The organism is Archangium violaceum Cb vi76 (genome assembly GCF_000733295.1).
Classification (GTDB): Bacteria; Myxococcota; Myxococcia; order Myxococcales; family Myxococcaceae; genus Archangium; species Archangium violaceum.
Genome location: NZ_JPMI01000019.1, coordinates 1 through 21,590 on the forward strand (window position 1 = coordinate 1; position 21,590 = coordinate 21,590).

Annotated in this window: 19 protein-coding genes and 1 pseudogene; 11 read left to right on the forward strand and 9 right to left on the reverse strand. The window is 68.1% G+C overall.

The annotated features are described in order from the left end of the window. The 3 genes and pseudogenes from Q664_RS03510 to Q664_RS03515 form a co-directional block, all read right to left on the reverse strand. Nucleotides 1-282, reverse strand: a 282-nt coding sequence (locus tag Q664_RS03510; protein ID WP_043389827.1) for an Ig-like domain-containing protein, incomplete at its 3' end; no start/stop codon positions are given. Nucleotides 283-644: 362 nt separating this feature from the next. Further along, nucleotides 645-1,103, reverse strand: a complete 459-nt coding sequence (locus tag Q664_RS60500; protein ID WP_235216540.1) for a molybdopterin dinucleotide binding domain-containing protein — start codon at nucleotides 1,101-1,103, stop codon at nucleotides 645-647. A gap of 149 nt (nucleotides 1,104-1,252) precedes the next feature. Beyond that, nucleotides 1,253-2,695: pseudogene (locus Q664_RS03515) on the reverse strand (molybdopterin-dependent oxidoreductase); the annotation flags it as partial. Here Q664_RS03515 and Q664_RS03520 point away from each other — a divergent pair. Further along, nucleotides 2,633-4,399 (forward strand): N-acyl-D-amino-acid deacylase family protein, encoded by a 1,767-nt coding sequence (locus Q664_RS03520; protein WP_152621887.1) that lies wholly within the window; start codon nucleotides 2,633-2,635, stop codon nucleotides 4,397-4,399. The pseudogene Q664_RS03515 and the gene Q664_RS03520 overlap by 63 nt on opposite strands. Here the strand turns inward: Q664_RS03520 and Q664_RS03525 are convergent. Beyond that, nucleotides 4,386-5,639 carry an MFS transporter gene (locus Q664_RS03525; RefSeq protein ID WP_052517621.1) on the reverse strand — a complete coding sequence of 418 codons (1,254 nt, stop codon included), beginning with the start codon at nucleotides 5,637-5,639 and terminating at the stop codon, nucleotides 4,386-4,388. The genes Q664_RS03520 and Q664_RS03525 overlap by 14 nt on opposite strands. Before the next feature lie 245 nt (nucleotides 5,640-5,884). Here Q664_RS03525 and Q664_RS03530 point away from each other — a divergent pair, with 245 nt between their 5' ends. Continuing rightward, nucleotides 5,885-6,448, forward strand: coding sequence for a carbohydrate-binding protein (locus tag Q664_RS03530; protein WP_235216539.1), 564 nt, complete (start codon nucleotides 5,885-5,887; stop codon nucleotides 6,446-6,448). A 28-nt stretch (nucleotides 6,449-6,476) separates the two neighbouring features. Here the strand turns inward: Q664_RS03530 and Q664_RS03535 are convergent, their stop codons facing one another. Further along, on the reverse strand, nucleotides 6,477-7,232 hold the full coding sequence (locus Q664_RS03535; RefSeq protein ID WP_043389831.1) for a helix-turn-helix domain-containing protein: 756 nt from the start codon (nucleotides 7,230-7,232) through the stop codon (nucleotides 6,477-6,479). Between the two features lie 194 nt (nucleotides 7,233-7,426). On the opposite strand from Q664_RS03535, the gene Q664_RS03540 reads away from it, so the two are divergent. From Q664_RS03540 to holA, 4 genes are read left to right on the forward strand one after another with little or no spacing between them, the layout of a single operon-like run. Beyond that, entirely contained in the window at nucleotides 7,427-8,653 is a 1,227-nt protein-coding gene (locus tag Q664_RS03540) for a cytochrome P450 (RefSeq protein ID WP_043389832.1), read from the forward strand. Nucleotides 8,654-8,713: 60 nt separating this feature from the next. After that, on the forward strand, nucleotides 8,714-9,703 hold the full coding sequence (locus tag Q664_RS03545; protein WP_075207315.1) for a TIGR02757 family protein: 990 nt from the start codon (nucleotides 8,714-8,716) through the stop codon (nucleotides 9,701-9,703). 38 nt (nucleotides 9,704-9,741) lie between these two features. Next, nucleotides 9,742-10,770, forward strand: coding sequence for a DNA polymerase III subunit delta' (gene holB / locus Q664_RS03550; RefSeq protein ID WP_043389834.1), 1,029 nt, complete (start codon nucleotides 9,742-9,744; stop codon nucleotides 10,768-10,770). Then, the gene (gene holA / locus Q664_RS03555; RefSeq protein ID WP_043389836.1) at nucleotides 10,767-12,083 is read left to right on the forward strand and encodes a DNA polymerase III subunit delta; all 1,317 of its coding nucleotides are present in this window, start codon (nucleotides 10,767-10,769) and stop codon (nucleotides 12,081-12,083) included. Before holB ends, holA begins: the two co-directional genes overlap by 4 nt. Here the strand turns inward: holA and Q664_RS03560 are convergent. Further along, entirely contained in the window at nucleotides 12,043-12,597 is a 555-nt protein-coding gene (locus Q664_RS03560) for an Lrp/AsnC family transcriptional regulator (RefSeq protein ID WP_043389837.1), read from the reverse strand. The genes holA and Q664_RS03560 overlap by 41 nt on opposite strands. A 209-nt stretch (nucleotides 12,598-12,806) precedes the next feature. Between Q664_RS03560 and Q664_RS03565 the strand changes: the two genes are divergently transcribed. The 3 genes from Q664_RS03565 to Q664_RS03575 all read left to right on the forward strand — a co-directional run bounded on the left by Q664_RS03565 (nucleotide 12,807) and on the right by Q664_RS03575 (nucleotide 16,233). Continuing rightward, entirely contained in the window at nucleotides 12,807-13,622 is an 816-nt protein-coding gene (locus tag Q664_RS03565; RefSeq protein WP_043389838.1) for an alpha/beta fold hydrolase, read from the forward strand. A gap of 20 nt (nucleotides 13,623-13,642) precedes the next feature. After that, complete coding sequence (locus tag Q664_RS03570; RefSeq protein ID WP_052517622.1) at nucleotides 13,643-14,845, forward strand: sensor histidine kinase; 1,203 nt, start codon at nucleotides 13,643-13,645, stop codon at nucleotides 14,843-14,845. Nucleotides 14,846-14,973: 128 nt separating this feature from the next. Continuing rightward, nucleotides 14,974-16,233, forward strand: a complete 1,260-nt coding sequence (locus tag Q664_RS03575) for a trans-sulfuration enzyme family protein (protein ID WP_063934653.1) — start codon at nucleotides 14,974-14,976, stop codon at nucleotides 16,231-16,233. Nucleotides 16,234-16,347: 114 nt separating this feature from the next. Here the strand turns inward: Q664_RS03575 and Q664_RS51525 are convergent, their stop codons facing one another. Further along, a complete protein-coding gene (locus tag Q664_RS51525; protein ID WP_052517623.1) occupies nucleotides 16,348-16,974 on the reverse strand; it encodes a hypothetical protein in 627 nt (208 codons plus the stop codon). Nucleotides 16,975-16,984: 10 nt separating this feature from the next. Continuing rightward, nucleotides 16,985-17,806, reverse strand: a complete 822-nt coding sequence (locus Q664_RS03585) for a hypothetical protein (RefSeq protein WP_152621889.1) — start codon at nucleotides 17,804-17,806, stop codon at nucleotides 16,985-16,987. Between the two features lie 47 nt (nucleotides 17,807-17,853). Between Q664_RS03585 and Q664_RS62855 the strand changes: the two genes are divergently transcribed. Further along, complete coding sequence (locus tag Q664_RS62855; RefSeq protein ID WP_369406323.1) at nucleotides 17,854-18,384, forward strand: DUF5372 family protein; 531 nt, start codon at nucleotides 17,854-17,856, stop codon at nucleotides 18,382-18,384. Further along, on the forward strand, nucleotides 18,381-20,747 hold the full coding sequence (locus Q664_RS03595; protein WP_052517624.1) for a recombinase family protein: 2,367 nt from the start codon (nucleotides 18,381-18,383) through the stop codon (nucleotides 20,745-20,747). The genes Q664_RS62855 and Q664_RS03595 overlap by 4 nt, the downstream gene beginning before the upstream one ends. Here the strand turns inward: Q664_RS03595 and Q664_RS03600 are convergent. Next, nucleotides 20,744-21,358 carry a hypothetical protein gene (locus Q664_RS03600; protein WP_200883649.1) on the reverse strand — a complete coding sequence of 205 codons (615 nt, stop codon included), beginning with the start codon at nucleotides 21,356-21,358 and terminating at the stop codon, nucleotides 20,744-20,746. The two genes, Q664_RS03595 and Q664_RS03600, sit on opposite strands and share 4 nt — an antisense overlap. Nucleotides 21,359-21,590: the final 232 nt, after the last annotated feature.

Genomic DNA, 21,590 nt, shown 5'->3' on the forward strand with positions numbered 1-21,590 from the left:
AGTGAGGCCCGCGGGCACGGAGGCCATTGTGGGTGACACCTGGAGCGAGAGGAGGAGCGCGTCGGTGACCTCGAGGGTTGCCTCGCCCGAGGCCTCGTCCGCGTTGACCGTGATGAGGGTGCTACCGGGCTGGAGAGCCGTCACCTTGACCGTGCCGTCCGGTTGCGGTTCGACGGAGGCCACTCGAGGATCGGACGATGCCCATTGCTGTGAAGTGGGGGCGTCGAGGTCGACGACGCGGCCATCTTCATAGACCCGCTGGGCCTTCGCGGTGGTGGTCATCCCCGCTGAGATGCGGGTCTCCGCGAGGACGACACGGATCGAGAAATCGTCTGATGGAGGTGAAGACGGACACCCATTGCAGCCAATGGATCCCAGCGTCAACAGCCCCAGGCCGAGGAGAAGAAGGAAGAGCGGTAGGTTTTTCATGCGAAGTGGCCCTGGTTCATGGGGGAAAGGCCCAGACGACCAGCAGCCCGAGGAGGTGCCAGACCCTGTCGGCGCGGGCACCTCTACTCGGAGTGTCAGCTCCAGGATATTGGACCTTGTGCTTACACGGCGCGGGCTCAGCCCTGGCCCAGCCGGTCCATGTTGGTCCGCCCCTGGGCCACCAGCCGGAGCAGCGTGGACTTCTTCAACATGACTCACTCCCTCGTCGATTCGCCGGGGGCTTCGCTCCTTGCGACGTGGACGGCGGTGACTCGAACCGGAACGTGTTTGTGAAAGGGCGTGCGCGCGAGCGGATCGCAGTGCTCGCTCGCCGTGAGGCGGTTGAGCTGGGGGCCGATGGGGGCTCCGCCGCGGTAGCGCATCCCGTAACCGTGGGGGAGGGTGACCATTCCAGCGCGCACTGAGTCGTCGAGCTCGATCGTGACCTCGAGCTGTCCGGTGTCCGACTCGCAAATCGCACGCGAGCCCGAGGAGAGTCCGCGCTCGCGTGCGTCGTCGGGATGCATGCGCATCGCGCCGTTGGGGTCGATCTTCCGCCAGGAGGGATCCCGGAAGATCTGATTGGCGTTGTAGGCGCGGCGCTCGCCCGCCAGCAGCACGAGCCCCGGGGGAGGCTCGGGCTCGTTCCGGAGGGACTGGAGCGCACCGAGCATCTGTGCTTCGTGGCGGCGGGCTCGGCCGCCGCGATGCGCTCGAGCACCGGGAAGGACCGGGGCAGCTCTCCCATGGCCTCGAGGAGCCGCGTGTAGATCTCCGGCTCGGGCAAGGCCTCCGCGCGCGGTGCAAACAGGGGGTTGCGGAGCTGGAACGCGTTGTCGGGGAACTCGAGGTTGAACCCCGTGCACTCCCACTTCTCGAACTGCGTCGCCGCGGGCAGGACATAGTGAGCCAGGCGCGCCGTCTCCGACATCGCCACGTCCACGACGACGAGCAGCTCGAGCTTCGCGAACGCGCGCTCGTAGGCGGCGGTGTTCGCGCCGGTCAGGACCGGGTTGGCGCTGTCGACGAACAGCGCACGCAAGCGGTCCTCGCCGTCGTGTTCGATCTCTCCGGGCAGGATGTTCGGCGGGTACAGCCCACCGATCGGGAACATGCGGTGATGCGCGGTGCGCACGTGTCGGCCCGTGCGCTCGTCGGTGTTGCCGAGGATCGGCAGGAAGAGCGAGTGGAAGTTGTTCGCCCCGCGCTTGCCGAGGTTCCCGGTCACCAGGAACAGGAGCTTCTCGAGGTACGAGTTGAGCGTGCTGTGGAGGCTCTGCTGCAGCCCCAGGTCCACGCGCACGCACGCGGTGCGCGCTCCAGCGAACGTCCGGGCGACCCGCTCGACGTCGGCAAGAGGCACGTCCGCGCGACGAACGAACTCCTCGATGGGAATCGCCCGGAGCTCGGCCTCGACCGCCGCGAACCCGGTGCAGCGCTCGGCGAGAAACGCCCGGTCGTGCAAGCCGTCGCGCACGATGATGCCGAGCATCGCGGCGAGCAGGAATGCATCGGTGCCGGGACGCAGCTGAAGGTGCACGTCGGCCATGCGCGCCGTCTCGGTCTTGCGCGGGTCGATCACGACCATCGTGCGTGCGGGGTCGTTCTTCAGTTCCCGCAGCGTGTCGCGCGCATTCGGGATGCCGTGCGCCTGGAAGGGATTCGTGCCGATGAAGAGCACGACGTCCGCGTGCTCGACGTCCTCCGTGATGTGGCAGCGCTGGTCGCCGAACAGCCGGCCATTGACCCAGAAGTCGCCGGTCTTCTCCTGGGCGAGCGCGCTGTATACGAAGCGGCTCTTCATCGCCTTCGTGAGTTGCCGGCTGTACGCGCCTCCGAGGTGATTGCCCTGGCCGCCACCGCCGTAGAACGCGAACGCGCGGCCGCCGTGCCGCTCACGAATCGAGCGCAGCCGGGCGGCGATGTCGGCGAGTGCCTCGTCCCAACTCACGCGCACGAAGCCGCCGTCTGGCTCACGGCGCAGCGGGTGCTCGAGGCGATCCGCGTTCTCCTGATAGTGCTGCAACCGTGCGGCCTTCTGGCAGAGGTACCCCTTGGAGACCGGGTGCGCGTCGTCGCCGCGAATACTCGTGAGGCGGGAGCCCTCGACTTCGACACGGAGCCCGCAGTTGCGGGAACACAGGATGCAGGCGGTCTGCTCGGTGGTCATGGAGGACCCCTTGTCAAGAGGTGACCCCCTCCCATGACGGCGTGGACGGCCCCGGGCTATAGAGCGCCCATGGCTCCCTCCCATCCCTCGATTCATCGCCCGGCCACTTCCGCCGCATCCGATCCCCTGACACGCCGCACCGTGCTCGGCTCGGTGCTCGCACTGGCCGGGGCGGGCGCGCTCGGCTGCGTGGGGCGCGGACAGCGGCCCGGGGTAGGTCAGACCTACGATGTCCTGGTCCAGGGCGGCACCGTCTATGACGGTACGGGCGCGCCAGGCGTGGCCGCGGATGTTGGCATCGCGGGAGGGCGCATCGTCGCCGTTGGTGCTCTGGCGGGAGCCCAGGCGCGCACCCTGATCGATGCGCGCGGGCTCGCCGTCGCACCGGGCTTCATCGATCTGCACTCGCACGCGGATGGCACCCTGTTCGACGACCCGAATGCCGAGTCCGTCCTCCGCCAGGGCGTGACGACCGTCGTCGCCGGGCAGGATGGGTTCTCGCGAGCGCCCCGCTTGCGTGCTCCCGAGTCCTCCGTGGCGGGAGTTGGCTCGGAGCGCTCCTTCGGAAGCATGGGCGCCTTCTTCGAGGCCGTCGAGCGCCTCTCGCCCGCCGTCAACGTCGCGAGCATGGTCGGGCTCGGAACGGTGCGGGAATCGGTCATCGGCGAGGAGAACCGTCCCGCCACGCCCGAGGAGCTGGCCCGGATGGTGGCCCTCGTCGAGGCCGCGCTCGCAGAGGGGGCGTGTGGCGCGTCCTCCGGGCTCGAGTACACGCCCGGGGCGTTCGCCTCCCTCGAGGAGCTCATCGCCCTCTGCCGCCCACTCGGTGCACGCGGGCTCGTCTACGCGACGCACATGCGCAACGAGGACGAGCGGCTCCTCGACTCCATCGACGAGGCGATTGCCGTCGCGCGGGGCGCGGGCTGCCCGCTCCACATCTCCCACCTGAAGACGCAGGGCCCCCGGAACTGGAGCAAGCTCGACCAGGTCTTCGCCCGGCTGGAGCACGCGCGCACGGTGGAGCGCGTCGACCTCTCCTTCGATCGCTATCCCTACACGGCCTACCAGACCACCCTGGCCAACCTCTTCCCCGCCTGGAGCCGGGATGGTGGCACGGACGCCTTTCTCGCGCGTCTCTCGGATCCCGTGGTGGGAGAGCGCCTGCGGTCGGCCGCGATGGCGAAGGTGGAGAGCATCGGTGGCTGGGACAACGTGATGGTGTCCTCGGTGGCTCATGCGGCGGACCGGGCCGCGGAGGGTCAGCGGCTCGGCGGCCACGCCGCGGCACTTGGCACCTCTCCCTATGAGCTGGCCGTCGGTCTGCTCCAGCGCAGCCGCGGGAACGTGGGCATGGTCGGCTTCGCCATGAGCGAGGACAACCTCGTGCGCATCCTCTCGCACCCACTCGGGATGCCGGCGAGCGATGGCTCCGCCGTGGCGCTGGAGGGAGCCACGCGCCGTGGCCACCCGCATCCGCGCTCGCTCGGGACCTTCTCCCGGGTGCTCGGCGTGTACGTGCGTGAGAAGAAGGTGCTGACGCTCGAACAGGCCATCCACAAGCTGTCGGGATTCCCCGCAGCGCGCGCACGTCTGAAGGATCGCGGACTGCTCGCCCCCGGGATGGCGGCGGACGTCGTGGTGTTCGACCCGGCCAGCGTCGCGGATCAGGCCACCTATGCCCATCCCTTCGCGTACGCCACGGGCGTCCGCGCGGTGCTCGTCAATGGGGCGCTCGCGTTGCGTGACGGCGAGCGCGGGCCGCACCGGGCGGGACGTCCTCTGCGGCTCACCGCGGGCTGACGGGGGGCGGGGGGGCCTGACGGCGCGGCGCCGTGCGCCAGGCGACCCAGGCACCGAGAGCACACAGGGCCGCGCCGCAGAGGAGGGTGATCCCCGCCCAGGCCGGACTCCGGTCGCCGCCGATCGCCCAGGCGTAGAGGGAGGTGAAGACGAGTGGGGCGACGACGCTCGTCGCGCTCGCGATCGAGGAGACGATGCCTTGCAGGCGCCCCTGCTCGTCGGCGTGCACGGCTTCCGACATCAGCGTCTGCAACGCCGGCCGGGCGATGGCGCCCATGACGGCGACGAGGGCTCCTGGCCAGAACAGGATGGCCACGGGCGCGAGCCCCATCGCCAGCATGCCGAGGCCTTGGAGCGTGGTGCCCAGGATGAGGGCCCGGCGCTCGCCCAGGCGGCGGGCGGCGGCGCCGGCGACGAGGCCCTGGACGAGGATTCCGAGCGACGCCTCCACGGCCACGAAGGCGCCGAACTGCACGGTGCTCCAGCCATACCGGTGGGCGGTGTAGAGCACGCTCATGTTGTCGCTGCTCTGGAAGGAGAGCCAAGACAGGAGCAGCACGACCGCCAGGGGGCGAAGCGTGGGGTGGGTTCCCAGCAGCCGGAACGCCTCTCCGAGCCCGAGCCGTGGCTCCTGGGACGACGTACGAAGCACGGGGGCAAGCGGCTCGGGCAGGAAGCTCACCACGTAGAGCGCGCCCACGGCGGCGACGGCGGCGCCGACATGAAACGGAGCGCGAAGGTTGGCCTCCGCCAGCCAGCCGCCGAGCAGGGGGCCCACGACGATGGCGGCGTAGAAGGCGCCGTTGACGAAGCCATAGGCACGGGCTCTCTCGTCCGGCGGCGTGGTGTCGGCCACGCCCGCCATGACCGCGGCCTGGCTGCCGAAGGTGAGGCCGCAGACGAACCGTCCCGCGAGCAGCCACCCGAGGTTCTGTGCCAGGGCGTCGAGCAGGAGCTCGAGCACGACGCCCCCCATCGACAGGAGCATGAGTGGCCGGCGGCCGAACCGGTCTGACAAGGCGCCCAGGATCGGGGCCATGAAGATCTGGGGCAGCGCCCAGGCCACCTCCAGCCAGCCAACCCAGAGGGCGGTCATGGCGGGATCGCCCTCGAGGAACGAGCTCACGAGGCGAGGGAGCACCGGGAAGCTCACCGATTGCGCCAGGCCATCCAAGAAGGTCAGCAGGGAGAGGCGCGCGACCATGCCGCGCGCGAAGGGCGTGTGGAGACGGGAATTCATCGGCAACTCGAGCACAAGGGGCCGCGTGCGGCGGCCGCTTCAAGGCAGTGGGAAGATCCGGAGGGAACTCCGCGCGGGGAGCCGCGCGGGACGGACTTCAGGCTCGAGTCTTGCCGGTGCAGATCATGGGGCAATCCTGGCGACAGCGCGGCCCACAGGCAAGCCAGGAGGATGGGCCAAACGCTCATGCATCGAGAACTCCATATCCGGCTTTCCAGGCCTTACCCCTTCAGGAGCCCTGCCGAGTGCGCAACGACGACATCACCTCCGTGCGCGTGGCCAGCGGTTACAAGGTCACCGTCTACTCGGACGACAACTTCACCGGCGCCACCCTCACCAAGACGGCCGATGATGCCTCGCTCGTGGACGACAATTGGAACGACGTGGTGTCCTCGCTTGAGGTGAGCGCGGTGGGCAGGTCCTCGTTCTCCACGCTCGTGCAGGCCGAGGCCTACAGCGCCATGTCTGGTGTCAGCACCGAGGCCACCACCGACACGGATGGGGGCCTCAACGTGGGCTACATCGAGACGGCGGATTGGATGGCCTACAACGGCATCACCTTCCCGGCCACGGGCTCGTACAAGCTCGAGTACCGCGTCGCCAGTCCGTCCGGGGGCGGCAAGCTATCGCTGGACCTCAACGCGGGCGCCACGGTGCTCGGCACGGTGGACATTCCGGCCACCGGCGGCTGGCAGAACTGGACCACCGTTTCGCATACCGTCAGCGTGACGGCGGGCACCTACAATCTCGGCATCTACGCCCAGGCGGGCGGGTGGAACTTCAACTGGTTCCGCATCACCCGGCTCTAGCGTTCTGGAGAAGAGCGGGCAGGGGCCTTCACCGCGAGCAGGCGCCGAGTAACTGGCAGGTTTCGTCCGTGGACAGATCCCTGGCGAACTCCGCGGGAGCGCGGCTCCGGCCCGCTTCGTATTGGGCGATGTACCGGCGCACTTGCGACACACTGGAGCCCGTCAGACGTGCCACCTCTTCCGCCGGGTGTCCCTGGGCGTGGAGTGCCACGGCGACATGCAGCCGCCCCTTCTTGATGCGTGCCGGCTCCGTGAGGAACCGGTAGGGCCGGGAGAGGAAACGGACCCGCTCCTCGGAGGTGCCTCGCTTGAGGGTGAGCCCTACACGTGCCGAAGCGTAGACCCGCCGCGCGGGGGCTGGAGGGGAGTCCAGCACCACGTAGAGCGGCGAATCGCCCGGCGGCTCCGGATCCACGCCACGGCTGAAGGTCGAGACCAATGAAGCGATGGAGGCATGGCCGGTGAGCGCGAGGATGTGGTCGACGCACAGGGACGGACCATCGAGCAGCCGGCTGTCCTCTCCGAGCTGCTCCATGCCGCGAATCAGGATGCCCCCGGGAGCCCCCGGCTCGCCGATGGCGATGTCCAGTCCCTTGTAGCTGCCTCCGCGGTACTGGCTGCCCGCGCGGTGGAAGTACCAGCGTCCCCGCTCGCACTGCATCGGGTCACCATGGGTGAAGGGATCTGGATGGTCCGGACGGGTGAAGTAGAACTCGAGCTCGGTGAAGCGGTGGGGGTGTCCGCCGACGTAGCAGATGGCTGTGTTGAGCAGCAGCTCGGCCATGCGCTGGAAGCTGACTCCATATGCCGCCTCCGCACTGCCAGTGGGAGGCATCCACACTTGAAGGGTCTCACCGAGTCGTGCCCGCACGTGAGCAGCATGCACGCGGGGGCGGGGAATCCCACAAGAAAAGGGACCCCTCCCGCGACCGGGGCTGGGCGAAGGGGTATTCTCTCGCCGTACTCCGAGAGAACGTCATGAGCCAGGCAACGAGTCACTCCTCCCTCGTCTTCGATCTCCTCAGCCCCGCGTCCGCCCAGGATGCGCAGCCGATCTTCCATCGGCTTCGCGCCCAGGAGCCCATCCATTGGAGCCCGCAGCTCCAGGGCTGGGTGCTCACCCGCCATGCCGACATTTCCAACGCCCTGAGGGATCCCCGCCTGGTCGCGGGACCGATGACGGGGCAGTTCGAGCGCCTCCCCGAGGCGGCCCGGACGCAGCTCCTGCCGCTGCGCGACGCCGTCAACATGTGGATGGGGCACACCACCCACGAGGGCCACCTCCGCTTCCAGTCGTTGCTCAAGCGCTACTTCACCCCGCGCACCGTGGAGAACCTCCGTCCGCGGATTCAGGCCATCACCGACACGCTGCTCGACGCCGCCGCGGCGAAGGGCGGCTCCATCGATCTGGTGCAGGAGCTCGCCATTCCGCTGCCCTCGAGCGTCATCGCCGAGATGCTCGGGGTGCCCCTCACGGACGAGTACATGCTCCAGCGCTGGTCGAGGGATCTGACCGCCATCTTCAGTGCCTTCGACGTGCAGCAACTGCTGCGGAGCCAGCAGAGCGTGATGGAGATGATGAACTACATGCGCGACGTGCTCGCCCAGCATCGCCGCGCCCCGGGTGAGAACATCCTCGAGGTCTTCGTGCGCGCCCAGGCCGAGGGGCTCGTCAGTGAGGAGGAGATACTCTCCAACTGCGCGTTGCTGCTGTTCGCCGGCCACGAGACCACCGCGCGGCTCATCAGCAAGGGAATGTTGCTCCTGTTCCAGCACCCGGAGCAGTTCGCGAAGCTGCGCGAGGACGCCTCGCTCATTCCCCAGGCGGTGGAGGAGATGCTGCGCTACGGAGACGTGGTGGGCATCATCACCCGGCTCACCGTCGCGCCAGTGGAGCTCGGTGGGCAGGCGATGGAGCCGTTCCAGATGGTGTACCTGGCGCTCGCCGCGGCGAACCGGGATCCGGAGGTCTTCGCCGATCCGGACCGGTTCGACATCAACCGCAAGCCGAGCAAGCACGTGGCGTTTGGATTCGGCTCGTTCTACTGCCTGGGTGCGGCGCTGGCGCGCCTGGAAGCCCAGGTCTTCTTCGAGACGCTGTTGCGCCGCTTCCCTCATGTGCGGCCCACGAAGGACACCCAGCCCACCTGGGAGTCGCGGCCCCCGCTCAACCGGGAACTGCGCGCGCTCCCCGTGGAGCTGTAGGCGGCGGTGGATGAACTCCGTGGCGGAGCGGGTTGCTCCAGGCTACGGAGTGTCTGAACCATGCCCCCGAGAGCCCGAGGACACACAGGACTGAGCCCGCGAGACGCAGAGCGTCTGCGCCCCTGCCTGGACGCCTTCCTGGCATCCACGGACAGCCGGGCGCGCATCGCGTTCGATCCGCTGGAGTTTCCGCACCGCTACCGCGACCCGAGGGACATCGAGGTGAGCGCGTTGCTGGCCGCGGCCCTGGCGTACGGGCGCGCGGATCTGTTCCGGCCCAAGGTGGATGCGTTGCTCGCGCGCATGGGCCCGTCTCCCGCCGCCTTCGTGCGCGCGCTGGACGTGGCCGGGGCGCGCGAGCTGCTCTCGGGCTTCGTCTATCGCTTCAACGTGGGCACGGACGTGGCGGTGCTGCTGCTGGGCATGGGCCGGGCCCTGCGCGAGCTCGGGAGCCTGGAGGCGCTCTTCGTCCAGGGACTGGAGGCACGGGGCTCCTGGCACGGCGCGCTGGATGCGTTCACCTCGGCCCTGCGGGACGTGCCCATGGCGCCTCTGCGCGAGGTGCTCGGGCCCGAGCGCGGGTTGCAGCACCTGCTGCCCTCGCCCCTGGGCGCCGGCGCCGCCAAGCGGCTCAACCTGTTCCTCCGGTGGATGGTGCGCGGGCCGGATGGTGTGGACCTCGGCATCTGGAAGCGGGTACGCCCCTCGGCGCTGCTCATTCCGCTGGATACGCACATTGGACGGATTTCGAAGCACCTGGGGCTGACCCGCCGGAATGACTTGAGCTGGCGCACCGCCGAGGAGGTGACGGCCTCCCTGCGCACCCTCGATGCCGCCGACCCCGTGCGCTTCGACTTCGCGCTGTGTCACTACGGCATGAGCGGCGTGTGCCCCACCAAGCCCATTCCGGAGAATTGCTCCCGGTGCAAGTTGCTCCCCGCCTGCTCCGTGGGACAGAAGACCGTGAAGGGTATACCCAGGGCCAACCCAATGGGTCCGATACCCTCACCCCGACCCTCTCCCGGAGGGAGAGGGAAGACTGGTCCCTGAGAGTTGACGGGGACGCTCCGAGCGGGGATACACGCGCCATGACGTTGGCCTCGGTCGTCGGACAGCCTCGCGCCATCGACGCGCTCCTCGCGGCTCTGCGCGGCGGCTCCGTTCATCACGCCTACCTCTTCGCCGGGCCCGAGGGCGTCGGCAAGGAGCTCGCCGCCGTGGGGCTCGCCCAGGCCCTCACGTGCCCGGAAAAGCCCAATGAAGGGTGTGGCTCCTGCTCCAGCTGCACCCGCATCTCCAAGGGCGCCCACCCGGACGTCTCCTGGCTCATGCCCGATGCCCAGCGCGTCGAGCGTGGCCTCGCCGGGCGCTCGGACATCCAGGGTACGCCCAGCCGGGAGATTCGCGTGGAGCAGATCCGCGGACTGCTCGAGCGCATCACCCTGCGGGGGCTCGAGTCCCGGCGCAAGGTGGCCATCGTGGTGGATGCGCACATGATGAACCCGCAGGCGCAGAATGCCTTCCTCAAGACGCTCGAGGAGCCGCCCTCGGACACCACGCTCATCCTGCTGGCCTCGGCCCCGGACAAGATGCTGCCCACCATCCGCAGCCGCTGCAGCAAGGTGCACTTCGGCCCGCTGCCCGTGGCGCTCATCGCCGAGCGTCTCCAGAAGGAGCGCAAGCTGGACGCCCAGACGGCGGAGCTCGCGGCGGTGATGGCGGGCGGCAGTCTGGGGCGCGCCCTGGCGTTGGACCTCGATGCGCTCGCGGCGCGCAAGGACGTCATCAGCGGCTTCGAGTCCCTGAAGCCCGGCGAGGTGGGAGCCATGCTCCGCTGGGCCGAGACCTTCGGGGCCTCGCGTGAGGAGGCCGAACAGGCGCTCTCCATCCTCTCCATGTGGACGCGGGACGTGTCGCTGGCGAAGGTGGGCGTGGAGCGGCTGGCCAACCAGGACATGCTGGAGCTGGCCCAGGAGGTGGCGGCCCGCACGCATGAGACGGTGCTGCACCGCCGGCACGCGCTGCTGGAGAAGACGAAGGCGACCATCGTGGAGCGCAACGCGTCGCCGAGGTTGCAGCTGGAGCGGATGCTCATCGAGCTGCTGGAGGGGCGATGAGCGCGGACATCGAGGACGTGCTGGACGAGGCGAAGGCCGGCAAGGTGGCGCCGCTCTATCTGCTGTGGGGCGAGGAGTACCTGGTGCGCCGGGGCGCGGACGACCTGGTGAAGGTGCTGCTGCCGGATGCGTCGGCGGGGTTGAACTTCGCGGTGCTGGACGCGGGCTCGCCGCGCGAGGTGGCGCAGGAGCTGGCCACGCTGCCGCTCTTCCCCGGGCGCAAGGTGGTGCTGGTGCGCGACCCGGAGTTCCTCGCGCCGAAGAAGGGCCGCGGGGACGCGCTGGGCAAGGCGCGCGAGGCGTGGAAGGCGGGCAAGCGCAAGGAGGGCGCGCGGCGGTTGTTGGCGCTGGCGGCGCGGGCGGGGTGGGGCGTGGAGCAGCTCGATCCAGGCGCTCCGGGCGCGCCGTCGGTGGACCAGTGGAAGGACGAGCTCAACGTGGAGCTCGCCGAGGCGGACCTGACCTTCCTCAAGGAGGTGGCCACGTTCTGCCGCGAGGAGCGGATCTCCGCGCCCGAGGGTGACGCGAGCGCGCTGCTGGAGCTGTTCCAGAAGGGCGTGCCGCCGGGGCATGCGCTGGTGCTGGCGGCCTCGGAGGTGGACGCGAAGAACCCGTTGGTGAAGCTGGCGGCGGACAAGGGCCGCGTCGTCGAGCGCAAGGTGGCGGCGCGCCACAAGGACTTCGAGCTCGAGCCGCTCGCCGAGGAGTTCCTGCGGCCCTTCAAGAAGAAGCTGGGCAAGGGGGCGGCGGAGCAGCTCAAGGAGCGCATCGGCGGCAACGTGCGGCTCCTGCAGTCGGAGCTGGAGAAGCTGGCCACGTACTCGCAGGGCCCGACGATCGAGGCTCAGGACGTGGCACTGCTGGTGGCGCACACGCGCGAGGAGGAGTTCTTCGAGTTGTCCGAGGCGCTGCAGAACCGCAACTTCAAGGCGGCGCTGGACTACACGATGGACGCGATGGGGCAGGGGGTGCACGGGCTGCAACTGCTGGGCGCGGTGGCCTCCATCACGCGCGGCATGTTGGAGAACCACGAGCGGCTGGAGAAGTTCGCGGGAGGCTCGCTGCCGCGCTCGTACCCGGACTTCAAGTCGCGGGTGTTCCCCAGGGTGGAGGAGGAGGCCAAGGCGGCCAAGGGCAAGGCCCCGCACCCGTACGCGGCGTTCCTCGCGATGCAGGGGGCGGCGCGTTACAAGCGGCGCGAGTTGCTCGACGCGCTGGTGGCGTGCGCCGACGCGGACCTGTCGCTCAAGTCCTCCGCGAGCGGCAAGCTCGTCATCGAGCGGCTGCTCTGGACCGTCTGCGGGAGCGCCTGACGGGCTCGGCGCTGGGGGCCGCGCGCTGCACGGCGCCCTGGGGCCCGTAGAGCGGGAGCCCGGGGCTGCGGACGTATTCGAAGATGAGCGACGTCTCCAGGTGGGCCACCTCGGGCCGGGTGGTGAAGGCGTCCATGCCCAGGTCCCTCAGGTGGTCCGCGTCCCGCACCGCCACGTGCACGAGGAAGTCGTTGGCTCCGGACACGTGGTACACGGCCAGCACCTGCGGCAGCGACAGCGCATGGTGGCGGAACTCCTCCACCATCTCCCGCGAGTGTTGCCGCAGCCGCACGGCGATCATCGCCTGCAGCCCGATGCCCACCGCGCGCGGGTCCACCTCGGCGTGGAAGGACTTGAGCACGCCCGTCTCGCGCAGCCGCGTCACCCGCGCCAGGCAGCTCGACTGCGCGAGCCCCACCTCGGCGGCCAATTCCTTGTTCGACAGCCGCGCGTTCTTCTGCAGGGCCTCCAGGATGGCGAGGTCGATGGCGTCCAGGTTCGAGGATCCTTCCATGTGCGGAAGCGTATTCCGGTCAGCGTGGATTCACTCGGCCGAAGTGTCGAACTTCGAACCTGCCCCCGGCGTGAAATCCAGTCCATCGAACAGAACGCGGGGGCGAGTCCGGAGGAGTGTTCATCGGCCCTGGTGGGGATCGTCTTCTACCGGTAACGCCTGGAGTCATGATCCACCCTGAAGGCGCAGCTCTCCGGGCTTCGAAGCCCATGGCCAATGACGTCCTCTCCCGCAACAACGTCAAGGTGACGGGCAGGGGCACCCAGCCGATCCTCTTCGCGCACGGTTTCGGATGCGATCAGAACATGTGGCGCTTCGTGACCCCCGCCTTCGAGGCGGACTACCGGGTCGTCCTGTTCGACTACGTCGGCTCGGGCAAATCGGACCTCCGCGCGTACAACCGTGAGCGGTACTCCAGTCTGAACGGCTACGCGGAGGACATCCTCGATATCTGCCGGGCCCTCGATCTGAAGGACGTCATCCTCGTCGGGCACTCGGTGAGCAGCATGATCGGGCTGCTGGCCGCCATCCGCGAGCCCGAGCGCTTCCAGCGGCTCGTCCTGGTGAGCCCCTCGCCCCGCTACATCAACGAGGCGCCTGACTACGTGGGCGGCTTCGAGCGGGCGGACATCGAGGAGCTGCTGCAGACGATGGACAAGAACTACATCGGCTGGGCGAACTTCCTGGCGCCGATGGTGATGAACAGGCCGGACCGGCCGGAGCTGAACCAGGAGCTGACGGAGAGCTTCTGCTCCACGGATCCGACCATCGCCCGGCGGTTCGCGGAGGTGACGTTCTTCTCCGACAACCGGAAGGATCTGCCCAAGCTGACGGTGCCCTCGCTCATCCTCCAGTGCTCGGAAGATTTGATCGCGCCCCGGCAGGTGGGTGAGTACCTTCACCGCAACCTGACGCGCAGCACGCTGCGGGTCGCTCGTGCCACGGGACACTGTCCGCACATGAGCGCTCCCGAGGAGACTGTCTCCATCATCAAGGACTACCTGGGCCAGGTGCCCATGTCCTGAGACCCCGTAGGGAAGAAGTCATGGCGACGCACCTGCTGGAAGATCCGCTGAACACCGCGCCCTGTGGCTTCTTCACCTTCACCGATGACGGAACCCTGGTGGCCGCCAACGACACGCTGGCGGGAATGCTGGGGTACGCCTCGGGAGAGCTGGCGGGCAGCCGCGTCGAGTCGCTCCTGACGCTGGCCAGCCGCATGTTCTACCAGACGCACCTCTTCCCGATGATCCGGATGCAGGGCAAGGCGGAGGAGATCTTCCTCTCGCTGCGCTCCCGGAGCGGGGAGAGCATCCCCGTGCTCCTCAACGCCGTGCGGAAGGAGCAGGAGGGCGGGGTCGTCAATCAGTGCGCCCTCATCCCGGTGCGCAACCGCGGCAAGTACGAGGACGAGCTGCTGGCGGCGAAGCGGATGGCGGAGGAGGCGCTGCGCAACAACGAGGAGCTGACCCGGGCCCGGCAGGAGCTGGAGCTGCATGCCCGGGAGCTGGACCAGAAGCTCAGCCGGCTGGAGCAGAAGAACCAGGAGCTCACCCGCCTCAGCTCCATCCTGTCCCATGAGCTGCGAGAGCCCATCCGCAAGCTCTCCATGTTCTCGAGTCTCTTCACCCAGCAGGACCGTCAGGCGCTGTCGGCGACGGGCCAGCGCTCGTTGGAGCGGATCAAGGTCCAGAGCGCGCGGATGGAGCAGTTGGTGATGGCGCTCCAGGAGTTCGTGTCGCTGGATGACACCCACGAGCCGCTCGAGGAGGTGGCACTGGGCGAGGTGGTGGACAGCGCCCGGCAGCTCGTGACCGGGAGGACCGGCACGGTGATGGAACTGCACAGCGAGCAGCTCCCTGTGCTCCAGGGCCGGCGCCGACAGTTGATGATGTTGTTCTTCCAGCTGCTCGACAACTCGGTGAAGTTCCGCCGTCCCGAGGAGGACCCGAGGATCGGAATCGAGTGCTGCCTGCTCCAGCACAACACCTACCGGCCCAACACGGGCAGGTACCACTACACCGACTTCGCGCGGATCATCTACGCGGACAACGGGATGGGGTTCGACAACCGCTACAACGACTACGTGTTCGAGGCGCTGAAGAAGCTGGATCCGAACAGCCCGGGGCAGGGCATCGGCCTGGCCATCTGCCGCAAGGTGGTGGAGAACCACAACGGTTCCATCTCGGTCGAGTCGGAGCCGGGCCGCGGAACCCGGTTCACCCTGTTGCTGCCGTTGCGGCAGTGACGGGTCCTGGCCGAAGCCAATTCGGTCCCGAGCCCCTTCCGCCGTGGGGTCCCGCAACCTATTCGATGTCTCTTCGGCGCCCACGTGCGTAATTTCTTCCCGTGCCCTTCTCACGGGAGGAAGTTCGGATGAAGAAGCTCGGATTCGAAACGCGTGCGGTCCACTCTGGCCGGGAGGATCTGGCCGGGCTCGGCGTCCATGCGCCGCCGATCGATCTCTCCACCACCTATCCCGTGGGCAGCATGGGTGGCATCGGCGAGTGCTTCGACGCGCTCGCCCAGGGTGGACCCCTGCGCGACAACCCCATCTACGCCCGGCTGCACAACCCCACCGTGGTGCGCTTCGAGAAGGCACTGGCCGCGCTGGAGGGGGCCGAGGAGGCGGTGGCGTTCGGCTCGGGGATGGCGGCGCTGACGGCGGTGCTGCTCGCGGCGCGCCAGGGGGGCAAGCACGTGGTGGCGTGCCGTCCCGTCTACGGCGGCACGGATCATCTGCTGGACAGCGGCCTGCTGGGCGTGGAGGTCACCTGGACGCATCCGCACCACGTGAGCAAGGCCCTGCGTCCGGACACGTCGCTCGTCGTGGTGGAGACGCCGGCCAACCCCACGCTGGCGCTCATCGACATCGCGCGGGTGGTGGCCCAGGCGGGCGAGGTGCCCGTGCTGGTGGACTCCACCTTCGCCACGCCCGTGCTGCAGAACCCACTGGCGCTCGGGGCCTCGCTGGTGCTGCACAGCGCGACGAAGTTCCTCGGCGGGCACGGTGACGTCATGGGCGGCGTGGTGGCCACGAACGCGGTCTGGGCGGCGCGGTTGCGCCAGGTGCGCATCGCCACGGGCGGCGTGCTCCACCCCGAGGCGGGCTACATGCTGCACCGCGGTCTCGCGACGCTGCCCGTGCGCGTCCGCGAGTCACAGCGTGGCGCCATGCTCCTCGCGAAGCGCCTGGCCTCGCACCCCGCCGTGTCACGCACGTGGTACCCGGGGCTCCCGGGGTGTGACACCGAGGGCCTCATCGGGCGGCAGATGCGCGGGCCCGGGTGTCTGCTGTCCTTCGAGGTGGTGGGCGGCGCGAAGGCGGCGGCCCAGGTGATGGAGCGGGTGGAGCTGCTCACGCCGGCGGTGAGCCTCGGCTCGGTGGACTCGCTCATCCAGCACCCGGCGAGCCTCACGCACCGCGTGGTGGACGAGAAGCACCGCGAGGCCAGTGGCATCTCCGCGGGCATGCTCCGGGTCAGCGTGGGCCTGGAGAGCCCGGAGGACCTCTGGGCCGACCTGCAGCGCGCCCTGGAGGGGGTGCAGTCGTTCGGCCACGGAGTGGTGGAGGGGATGGAGAAGAGTCGCTGCCCGAGTGGAGACGCCGTTTTGGGTGACCTTTCCAAGGTCTAGGGCGGATTTGAACCGCGTCGCTTTACAGGCGATTACCAGTGGCGTGTTCGGCATCTCCGGCCGGGCAGCTACCTTCAGGGACGAAAAGGCGCGGGAAATCCTGACAACGGACCGTCAGAGGATGATGCAGTCGAGTCCTTCGAGGATCGCCCGGAGCTCGTCCGGCGTCGTCCCCATGCGCTTGGCCACGGACGGGGCGTGGTACGTCAGGCCAGTCGCGGATGCGGGTTGGGCGCCCAGGCCCGCAACGACGACTTTTCCGAACAAACCGGGCCACTCGAGTTGGCTCAGTTCAGCGGCATTCTTGCTGGGTTCCACGAAGGTAAAGCACGGCCAGCGAGGCATCCGAAGTGTACGTGGATCGCAGCCGTGGAACCGGCATGCATCGAGCCGGGCCTCGGAGAAGTCGCAGTTCTCCACCTGTCCGTGTTCGCCGCCGGTGCTGTACCCGGGAAAGGGCCCGAAGTCGCAGCCCAACATGCGCCCCTTGAACCGGCAACCTTCAAGCACCGCGCTCACCCAGCCCCGGTGGTTCCTCAGCTCCTGCTTGAATTCGATGGTGCAATCAATGAGGCGGGGCTGGCGGATGATCAACCGGCTGCCCGGCACCCTCACGACCACCTTACACCGGCGTAGCGTCAGATTCGGCCCAAAGTAGACGAGCTGGTCCTCCGCACCGGCCAGTTCCACCTGCTCGTCTTCAATCTCGCGGTTCTCGAAGAAGATATTGCCCGGCCACATCTCCGTGCCCTCAGAAGAAGATCATCCGGAAGAATTCGTTGGACATGCGCCGACCATGGACAGCGAAGTTTTCCTTCGTCCCGGAGAGTACCTCGTATTTGAGCCCCCCTGGTCGCGGGTCCACCGCATCGACTCCTTTGGATGACCATTTGAGCTGCGGGAACTCCTCCTTGAGCCTCGCGTTGACCCAGCGCCCACGTGCCAGCCCCTCCATGTGTCGAGCGCTGGCATGGTTGCCCGCAGCGAGTGCTCGATCGATGGCGTCGGTCTCCGCGGGAGTGCGATGTTGCTTTGCCCACTGCCGGGCGATGCGCTCTGCCGCTGCTTGGATCGCGTCCCCCAGTTCATCCTCGGCCGGTATGTCGTGGAGGTCCCTTCCTCGGGGAAGGTGCCATCGTTGACCGTTGCCGAGGACAACCTGCCTGTTGCCACCGCGGTGCTGGATGGCAATGGTGCCGGAGTGGCCGCCAGACGCCCCAGCCGCACGAGCCGCGTTGTTCTGGCTGAGCATGGCCATGGCGGTGGGAGCCTGTGGGGATGTGACGACCGCCAGAGCGCGACCCGATTCCGCCGCGACCTCCACTGCGGCTACCTCCTGTACGGCCACCGTCATTGGCGCCCGGAACCCCTGGGTCTCCCACTGCGCCTGCATCAGGTTGAATCTCGGCAGGGAATGCACCCGCGCCGCTACGTCCCCGAGCGTCCGCCCGCTCAGCGTGGCCACGGCCAGAATCATCGCCCGGGCCGCGTCCGTCCCCATCACTCCCCCGAACGCCTCGCCCGCCTCGCGCAGTTCCGCGAACGTCGTGGCCTCGTGGGCCCGGTGGGCCATGTGGAACCATCCGTCCACCAGTTCCCATAGAGCGTCTACCCCCAGCCATGCCACGAGCACGACCGACAGCGCAGCGGCAACCAATTTGGTACTTGGCTCGGGCAAGCCCCCAACGACGCACCCCCTTAAAGACGCAGCCGTCGAGAGATTTGGTGGTCATTACCCACCCGCTCCATCCATTCGTGGGTCGCGCATTCCCCGTGCAGCAGCGCCTGCGGTACCTCGGTCGCCCTTGCGTCGTGCTGCTGTTTCCCGATGGCCGTCTCGCGAAGGTTCCCGAGGATTGGACGGACCTGCGGCCCAGGCCCCCACCGCTCGAGTTCCGAGGGAAATGTCCGAAGCTGCACCCTGAATCGCTCCGCGAGCTGAGTGCCTTGCTTGATGACTTGAGGAATAAGTCTCGGCCCCATGACCAGGAAGGTAGTGCGTCGGACGAGAAGAGCCAAGAGCGGGTCATCGCCGGGCGCGCTCTACGCCGCACTCCCCGCGGCGGCCCGGCACGAGCTGCTGGGCGTGCTGGCCGACGTGCTGCTCAAGGCCGTCACCAAGGCTCCCGCAGGAAGCGAGGCAAGCGATGAGCACCAAGATTCGGCCAGAGCACCTGGCCAGACCCGCGCTGGTGTATATCCGCCAGTCCACCTTGTTGCAGGTCCACGAGCACCGCGAATCGACTGAGCGCCAGTACGCCTTGGTGGAGCTGGCCAAGAAGCTCGGCTGGGACGCCACCCAGGTCGAGGTCATCGATGAGGACCTGGGACAGAGCGGTGCCAGCTCCGCCCGGCGCAAGGGCTTCCAGCGGCTGACGGCCCAGGTCAGCCTCGGCAAGGTGGGCGCCGTCTTGTCGCTGGAGGTGTCCCGCCTGGCGCGCTCCTCGTCCGATTGGCACCGGCTGCTGGATTTGTGCGCGCTCTCCGACACGCTCATCATCGATGATGATGGCGTCTACGACGCCAACGACTTCAATGACCGGCTGGTGCTGGGCATGAAGGGCACCATGAGTGACGCCGAGCGCCACTCCATGCGCCTGCGCCTGCAAGGCGGCATCCTGCACAAGGCGAAGAAGGGCGAGCTCGTCTATCCCCCTCCCACCGGCTACGTCTTCGAGGACGGTGCGCTCGTCTTCGACCCCGACGAGCAGGTGCAGAAGGCCCTCCGTCTTCTCTTCGAGCGCTTCCGCCTGGAAGGCAGTGTCAGCGGCGCCGTGCGCTATTTCACCCGCAACAAGCTGCTCTTCCCCTCACGCCATGCTCACCGAGGCGCTCCGGCAGAAATCCGCTGGCACGCGCTGGACGTCCCGCGTGCCGTGACCATCCTGCGCAATCCGGTGTACGCCGGAGCCTACGCCTGGGGCCGCAATCGCGACCGGCGCGTCCTCGTCGAAGGCGCGGTGCGACGCAAGCATGAGACGCTTCAGGAGCCGGAGCAGTGGCATGCGTTCCTGCGCGATGCGCACCCCGCGTACATCTCCTGGGAGCAGTACCTGGAGAACTTGAAACGCCTCGAAGACAATGCAGTCAGAGGGGCGCATGTGCGTGGCCGAGGTGCGCCACGCGGAGGAGTGGCGCTGCTGCAGGGGCTGGTGCTGTGCGGCAAGTGTGGCCGGCGGATGCACCCGGTCTACTCCGTCGCCGCCGACCCCAGCTACCAGTGCAGCCGGCGCATCTACGGCGAGGGTAACTGCTGGTCCACGCTCGCACGCCGCATCGACGACAAGATAGTCGAGACCCTGCTGGCGGCTTTCGCCCCGCCTGAATTGGACTTGTCGCTGGCGGTCCTCAAGGAGGTGGAGCGGCAGGCCGAAGAGGTCAACCGCCAGTGGAAGCTACGCCTGGAGCGGGTGCGCTACGAGGCCCAGCGCGCCGAGCGCCAGTACAACGCCGTGGAGCCGGAGAATCGCGTGGTGGCCCGCACGCTGGAATCGCGCTGGAATGAGAAGCTCGAGGAACTCGCGCGGGTCGAGCATGAGTACGAGCAGGCCAGGAGCGCGAGTCCACTGGAGCTCTCGGACAAGGACAAGAAGAAGATACTGGCGCTGGCGGGCGACCTGCCCGGGCTGTGGAACGCGCCGACCACGACCAACTCGGACAAGAAGCGGATACTGCGGCTGCTCATCCAGGAGGTGGTGCTCTCGCCGGTGGACGTGCCAAGGCGGGCCACCCGCATCCGAATCCTCTGGAAGACTGGAGCCATCACCGAGTTGCAGACGCCTCGGCCCACATTTTCCGAATCCAGAAGGACGCCACTCCAGGTCATCGCTGAGGTCCGCAAGCTCGCCAGGAAGCATTACTGCGATTCGCAGATAGCGGAGGAACTCAACAAGCAAGGACTCAAGAGCGGCCTACGTCACGCCTTCACAGGCAAGCTCGTGGCGGGCATCCGCAAGCGCCAGCACATCCGTGCTGGACGGTCCGCTGGCGGCTTCAGCATCCGGGTGCCCGAACGCGACGAGCAGGGGCTCTACTCCATCCGAGGTCTGATCGCGCATTTCGGGGTGACAGCACCGATGGTCCTCTACTGGGTCAGGCGCGGTCTGCTCACCCCCGTGCACAGCCGCACGCCCATGCACAGATGGAGCAAGGAGCCCTTCTGGTTCGAGATGACGCCCCAACTGGAGGCACTGCTGGCCAAGGCGCGCTACCAGGGCTACGAGCCGGGTAAGCCGCCGCACCGCATTCACAGTGGCCGTCCAACCCCGCCGACCCGCCTGCCTGACGGCCGCTACTCCACTCGCGGCCTCGTCGAGAAGTACGGAGTAACATGGGACACCGTGCGGTATTGGATAAGGAAGGGCATCCTCACGCCCGAGCGTGCTCTTCCGGGAGGCAGCTTCTGCTTCCGGCTGACCCATGAGGTCAAGCGGCGCATTCAGTCAGCTCTTGCTCGAGGAAAGAAGTCACGCGGTTCCACGCAACACCACCATCATCACATCCATTCCAGCTAACACAGGTGTCCCGATGCAGGTTCCGGCACCAGCCAGAGTGCGAGGTACATCCCGGCAGCCCACACCAACGAGGAGAGCACTGCCTGAGGGCTCAGCTCGCGCCCCAGCGCCGCCCTCGTCTCGTCCAACACGGAGCCAAAGGCCAGGGCGAGCGCCAAGGTCCGCCTGTCATCCGTGCGCAAGTAGGGCCCGTCCGCGAAGAGGTCCAGGCAGTCGCCACCTCCGCGCCTCTCGCACCAGCCCAGGTACTGCGCCCGTAGGGCCGCCTCTGCTTCAGGGACAAGAGGGCTCTTGTCGTCCACGGGGACAAGACTGAGGACACGTCCGCGGTACACCTCGGCGAGCAGCTCCTCTTCAGGCATGGATTGGAGGAGCCGCTGCGCGGCTGCTTGGGGCGACCCCTCCACCTGGAAGCGGCTGCCAAGCTGTTGCACCGCCCGTTGGTATTCCGCCCGCGAGATGGCGACGACCCGGGTGGTGCCACGAGGCTCGAGCAGCTCCACCTGGACGGTGACCACGGGCTCGAGTCGGGGAGAGGCGGGACGGGACTTCCCCTGTTTCTCCGAGGGTGGCGGTTGAGAGCGGCCTGCTCCCGCCAGTTGGTCAATCATGGGCGTGTGCGAGACACAAGCCGCGTGCAGGAACATGACAATCAGCCCGAGGGAGCCAACAGGCGCCCACCGTGGAATCCCCCGCGCGCTCTTCCGTCGTGACTCGATCTGTGGGCTGCCGCCCTCCACCACCTCGCTACTCTGGGCAACTCCTGGCATGCCAGCCGCAACCAGCAACCATCGGGGCTTGTTTCGCCAGAGTGCTCAGCCGCTTCTCTGCCAGAGGAGCAGC

Excerpts from the sequence above, each read along its gene's own strand:
- Q664_RS51525 (WP_052517623.1), bottom strand. The coding sequence starts at position 16,974 with ATGTGGCCGGGCAATATCTTCTTCGAGAACCGCGAGATTGAAGACGAG.
- Q664_RS03535 (WP_043389831.1), bottom strand. The coding sequence starts at position 7,232 with ATGGCCGAGCTGCTGCTCAACACAGCCATCTGCTACGTCGGCGGACAC.
- Q664_RS03540 (WP_043389832.1), top strand. The coding sequence starts at position 7,427 with ATGAGCCAGGCAACGAGTCACTCCTCCCTCGTCTTCGATCTCCTCAGC.
- Q664_RS03575 (WP_063934653.1), top strand. The coding sequence starts at position 14,974 with ATGAAGAAGCTCGGATTCGAAACGCGTGCGGTCCACTCTGGCCGGGAG.
- Q664_RS62855 (WP_369406323.1), top strand. The coding sequence starts at position 17,854 with ATGCCACGAGCACGACCGACAGCGCAGCGGCAACCAATTTGGTACTTG.
- Q664_RS03600 (WP_200883649.1), bottom strand. The coding sequence starts at position 21,358 with ATGATTGACCAACTGGCGGGAGCAGGCCGCTCTCAACCGCCACCCTCG.
- holA (WP_043389836.1), top strand. The coding sequence starts at position 10,767 with ATGAGCGCGGACATCGAGGACGTGCTGGACGAGGCGAAGGCCGGCAAG.
- Q664_RS03560 (WP_043389837.1), bottom strand. The coding sequence starts at position 12,597 with ATGGAAGGATCCTCGAACCTGGACGCCATCGACCTCGCCATCCTGGAG.
- holB (WP_043389834.1), top strand. The coding sequence starts at position 9,742 with ATGACGTTGGCCTCGGTCGTCGGACAGCCTCGCGCCATCGACGCGCTC.
- Q664_RS03585 (WP_152621889.1), bottom strand. The coding sequence starts at position 17,806 with ATGGCCCACCGGGCCCACGAGGCCACGACGTTCGCGGAACTGCGCGAG.
- Q664_RS03570 (WP_052517622.1), top strand. The coding sequence starts at position 13,643 with ATGGCGACGCACCTGCTGGAAGATCCGCTGAACACCGCGCCCTGTGGC.
- Q664_RS60500 (WP_235216540.1), bottom strand. The coding sequence starts at position 1,103 with ATGCTCGGTGCGCTCCAGTCCCTCCGGAACGAGCCCGAGCCTCCCCCG.
- Q664_RS03520 (WP_152621887.1), top strand. The coding sequence starts at position 2,633 with ATGACGGCGTGGACGGCCCCGGGCTATAGAGCGCCCATGGCTCCCTCC.
- Q664_RS03525 (WP_052517621.1), bottom strand. The coding sequence starts at position 5,639 with ATGAATTCCCGTCTCCACACGCCCTTCGCGCGCGGCATGGTCGCGCGC.
- Q664_RS03565 (WP_043389838.1), top strand. The coding sequence starts at position 12,807 with ATGGCCAATGACGTCCTCTCCCGCAACAACGTCAAGGTGACGGGCAGG.
- Q664_RS03545 (WP_075207315.1), top strand. The coding sequence starts at position 8,714 with ATGCCCCCGAGAGCCCGAGGACACACAGGACTGAGCCCGCGAGACGCA.
- Q664_RS03595 (WP_052517624.1), top strand. The coding sequence starts at position 18,381 with ATGAGCACCAAGATTCGGCCAGAGCACCTGGCCAGACCCGCGCTGGTG.